Origin of the sequence: Ilumatobacter sp., assembly GCF_041688325.1 — a bacterium.
In the GTDB taxonomy this organism is placed as follows: Bacteria; Actinomycetota; Acidimicrobiia; order Acidimicrobiales; family Ilumatobacteraceae; genus Ilumatobacter_A.
Genome location: NZ_JBDNIJ010000210.1, coordinates 1 through 4,054, shown reverse-complemented (window position 1 = coordinate 4,054; position 4,054 = coordinate 1). Strand labels below are relative to the sequence as shown.

The following is a 4,054-nucleotide window of genomic DNA, read 5'->3' as shown; positions in this document are numbered from 1 at the left end:
CCAAGCTTGCCTGTCGGGTGTCACAGAGTTGCGAAAGGGGCCTGACCCCATCCGCACTTATTCGGTTGAGGTGGTGCCGCCGCCGGTATCGAGCGCCTGCAGAAACGTGTTCCAGCTGAGCACAGCGCACTTAATGCGGACCGGGAATTTCATGACGCCTTCGAGCGCTTCGAGGTCACCGAGATCGATGGCGTCGTCGCCGTCTTGTGGCTCGATGCCGTCGATGCCCATCAGCGCTTTGAAGCGGCGGGCCAGGGCACGATTCTCGGCAATCGTCTTGCCCTTCATCGACTGGCTCATCATTGACGCCGACGACTGTGAAATCGAGCATCCCTGGCCGCCGACCTTGATGTCTTCAATGACGGCGTCGTCGCCCTCACCAGATATCGAAAGGTAAACGGTGATCTCGTCGCCGCACAGCGGGTTGTGGCCCTCGGCCTTGATGGCTGGTGGATCGAGCTCGCCACGGTTACGCGGCGTGCGGTAGTGATCGAGAATGATCTCGCGATAGAGATCTTCGAGTCCTGACATGGTGGTTTCTCCCGGAAGCTGAACGGCTCAGAGGCCGAAGATATCGGTTGCGTCGTTGAGGCCGTCGGCAAGAGCGTCGATGTCGGCGGTGTCGTTGTAGAGATAGATGCTGGCGCGAGTCGTTGCGTTGACGCCGAGGCTCTGCATCAGCGGCTTGGCGCAGTGGTGGCCGGCGCGCACGCACACGTTGCGTTCGTCAAGAACCTGGCTGACGTCGTGCGGATGAATGTCGCGGAATGTGAAGCTGAACACGCCGCCGCGCAACTCGACGTCGTCGGGCCCGTAGATCGTGATGTCGTCACCGAAGCGGCCCTTGAGCGTGTCGAGCGTGTAACGGCTGAGTTCCATCTCGTGCTGACGGATGTTCGCCATGCCGATCTCTTCGAGGTATTCGACTGCTGCCGCGAGGCCGACGGCTTCGATGATCGGCGGTGTGCCGGCCTCGAACTTCATCGGCACCGGTGCGGCGGTGAATCCGTCGAACGTGACGGTGTCGATCATGTTGCCGCCGCCAAGGAACGGTGGCATCGCATCGAGGATCTCCATGCGACCCCAGAGCATTCCGATTCCGGACGGGCCGCACATTTTGTGGCTCGAGAACGCAACGAGGTCGGCGCCCCAACTTTGGACGTCGGTGACGTTGTGCGGGACGAACTGGCAGGCATCGACGATCGACAGCGCGCCAGCCGCCTTGGCCCGCTCGCAGAGCATTGCGATCGGTGTGATCGTGCCGAGCACGTTGCTCATCGCGGTGAAGGAGAAGACCTTTGCTCCGTCGAGCAGATTGTCAAGATTGGTCAGATCGAGTTGACCGTCAGCGGTGAGTGGAACCCAGCGGATCTGGATCTTGCGTTCCTGAACGAGCATCTGCCACGGAACGATGTTGGCGTGATGTTCCATTTCGGTGAGCACGACGACGTCGCCCTCGCCAAGATTGGCTCGACCCCAGGCTTGGGCGATGAGGTTCATCGACTCCGTGGCGTTCTTGGTGAACACGACCTCGTCGACCGATGGTGCGTTGATCAGTCGGGCGATGGCGACTCGGCCCTTTTCGTAGGCATCGGTTGCCTCACCGGCGAGCCGGTACGAGCTGCGGTTGATCGGGGCGTACGTGTGCTCTTGGAAGTGCGACATCGCGTCAATGACGCGCTGCGGCTTCTGCGAAGTGTTTCCCGAGTCGAGATAAACGAGCGGCTTGCCGTCGACCTGGCGTGACAGGATCGGGAAGTCGTTACGGACGGCGGTCTGGTCAAATGCCATGGGTCAGACTCCAATGCTTACGGTGCGGAAGGCGTCTTCGCCGTCTTTTTCGAGCTGTTCGGCCAGTTCCATGCCGCCGCTGGCGACGATCCGACCGTCGACCAGGATGTGAACGTGGTCGGGCGTGACGTGATCGATAAGGCGCTGGTCGTTGGTGATCAGAACCACACCCATATCTGGATTGTCGACTCGCACCTCACGGATGCCCTGGGTGGTGATGCGCAGTGCATCGATGCCGATGTCGAGGCCCGAGTTGGTCTCGTCGACGATGGCGATTGCGGGTTCGAGGATGGCCATCTGCAACATCTCGTTGCGCTTCTTTTCGGCTGCGGAGAAGCCTTCGTTGAGCCGGCGGTCGATGAACGAGGAATCCATGCCGAGGCGCTTCATCCAGCCCATCGTGGCGAGACGCAGTTCGGGCACGGAGAGGTCGATGCCTTTTCGAGCCGACAGTGCCTGGTGCAAGAACTGGATGACCGAGACGCCGGGAATCTCCTGTGGGTGCTGGAAGCCGAGGAACATTCCAGCCTTGGCCCGTTCGTCGGTCGGCCAGTCGGTGACGTCGTCACCCATGAAGTGGACGGAGCCGCTGACGACTTCGTACTCACCAGAGCCCATGAGTGTGCTGGCAAGCGCCGACTTGCCGGAACCACTTGGCCCCATGATGGCGTGCACTGCGCCGGCGTTGACCGTGAGGTCGAGACCCTTGAGGATCTCACCGGTCGAATTCTCAGCGGACCGCACGTGCAGGTCTGCGACTCGTAACAGGGGGGAGGTCACGTTTCGATTCTACGAGCCTGGCCGAATTACTCCTACCGCCGTAGGGGTAATTCGGCCGGCAGTTCAGAGAGAGGCGCACAGAGGCGCACAGAGTTGCGAAAGGGGCCTGACCCCATATGTAGCTATTTGGCGCGTTCGATGTGACGGGCGACCAGGTTTTCGAGGGCTTCTTGGCGGCCGCTGACGGGCTGCGGGTCGAAGCTGTCGTCGCCGATGACGCCGTCGTGCAGTTGTTGCAGTGTGACCGCGTCGGGGTGGGAGCCGTCGAGAATTCGCTGCTCGGCATCCCAGCCGGCATAGCGCTCGGTGCGCCGGCGATCGATTTCGCCGTCTTCGAGGATCGACGCGGCGACAAGCAGCGAACGCGCCATGGTGTCCATGCCGCCGATGTGGCCGTGGAACAGGTCGTCGCGCGCGATCGACATGCGCCGGAGCTTGGTGTCGAACATCAGCCCGCCGGTCGTGAACCCACCGCCACGCAAGATCTCCAGCATGCCCAAGGTCATTTGCTCGACGGACTTGGGGAAGAGGTCGAGGTCCCAGCCGAGGCGATCGTCGCCAGCGTTGGCGTCGATCGAACCGAAGATTCCCGAGTGGACGGCGGTCGCAACTTCGTGGTGGAAGTCATGGCCCGAGAGCGTCGCGTGGTTGACCTCGATATTGACGTTGATCTCGTTCTCGAGCCCGTAGCGCTGCAGGAAGCCGTACACCGTTGCGACGTCGTAGTCGTACTGGTGCTTGGTGGGCTCCATTGGCTTCGGCTCGATCAGCAGCGCGCCCTCGAAGCCGATGGCGTGCTTGTGCTCGACGACCATGTTGAGGAACCGACCGAGCTGGTCGAGTTCACGCGTCATGTCGGTGTTGAGCAGCGTCTCGTAGCCCTCGCGGCCACCCCACAGGACGTAGTTGGCGCCTCCGAGCCGGTGTGTTGCATTCATGCAGTGCGCGACCTGCGCGGCTGCGTAGGCGAAAAGGTCGGGGTTGGGGTTGGTCGCGGCGCCGGCCATGAAGCGGGGGTGGGAGAACGCGTTGGTCGTGCCCCACAGCAGCTTGGTGCCGGTGCGATCCATGTAGCCGGCGGCCTCGTCGACCATCTCGTCGAAGTAGCCGCAGGTCTCACGGAACGATGACCCGGCAGGCGCAATGTCGATGTCGTGGAAGGAGAAGAACGGTGCACCGAGCTTCTCGATGAACTCGAATGCGGCCGCCATTTTCAGCTTCGCTGCATCCAGTGGGCCCATCGCGGCGTTGCCCGTTCGCGACGCCGGGTTCCACGGGCGGTCGAGGGTGCCCTGTCCGAAGATGTCGGAGCCATCCCAGGCAAACGAATGCCAGTAGCACACACCGAAACGGAGGTGTTCGGCCATGGTTTTGCCCATGACCACTCGGTCGGCGTTGTACCAGCGGAACGCCAGCGGGTTGTCGGAATCGGGGCCTTCGTAGGCGATGGCGTCGATGTCAGGGAAGAAAGGTTCAGGTGTTG

General features: G+C 62.1%; 4 protein-coding genes. All 4 read right to left on the bottom strand.

Annotated elements, in window-relative coordinates; genetic code table 11:
* Positions 1 to 57: 57 nt before the first annotated feature.
* Positions 58 to 531, bottom strand: a complete 474-nt coding sequence (sufU, locus tag ACH2EI_RS12270; protein WP_395160218.1) for a Fe-S cluster assembly sulfur transfer protein SufU — start codon at positions 529 to 531, stop codon at positions 58 to 60.
* 27 nt (positions 532 to 558) lie between these two features.
* Positions 559 to 1,791 (bottom strand): SufS family cysteine desulfurase, encoded by a 1,233-nt coding sequence (locus tag ACH2EI_RS12265; RefSeq protein ID WP_395152936.1) that lies wholly within the window; start codon positions 1,789 to 1,791, stop codon positions 559 to 561.
* 3 nt (positions 1,792 to 1,794) lie between these two features.
* Positions 1,795 to 2,571 carry a Fe-S cluster assembly ATPase SufC gene (sufC, locus tag ACH2EI_RS12260; protein WP_395160216.1) on the bottom strand — a complete coding sequence of 259 codons (777 nt, stop codon included), beginning with the start codon at positions 2,569 to 2,571 and terminating at the stop codon, positions 1,795 to 1,797.
* 122 nt (positions 2,572 to 2,693) lie between these two features.
* Positions 2,694 to 4,054, bottom strand: a 1,361-nt coding sequence (gene xylA, locus ACH2EI_RS12255) for a xylose isomerase (protein WP_395160214.1), incomplete at its 5' end; no start/stop codon positions are given.

Bases quoted from the DNA above. Each gene is read 5' to 3' on its own strand.
- sufU (WP_395160218.1), bottom strand. From the start codon at position 531: ATGTCAGGACTCGAAGATCTCTATCGCGAGATCATTCTCGATCACTAC.
- ACH2EI_RS12265 (WP_395152936.1), bottom strand. From the start codon at position 1,791: ATGGCATTTGACCAGACCGCCGTCCGTAACGACTTCCCGATCCTGTCA.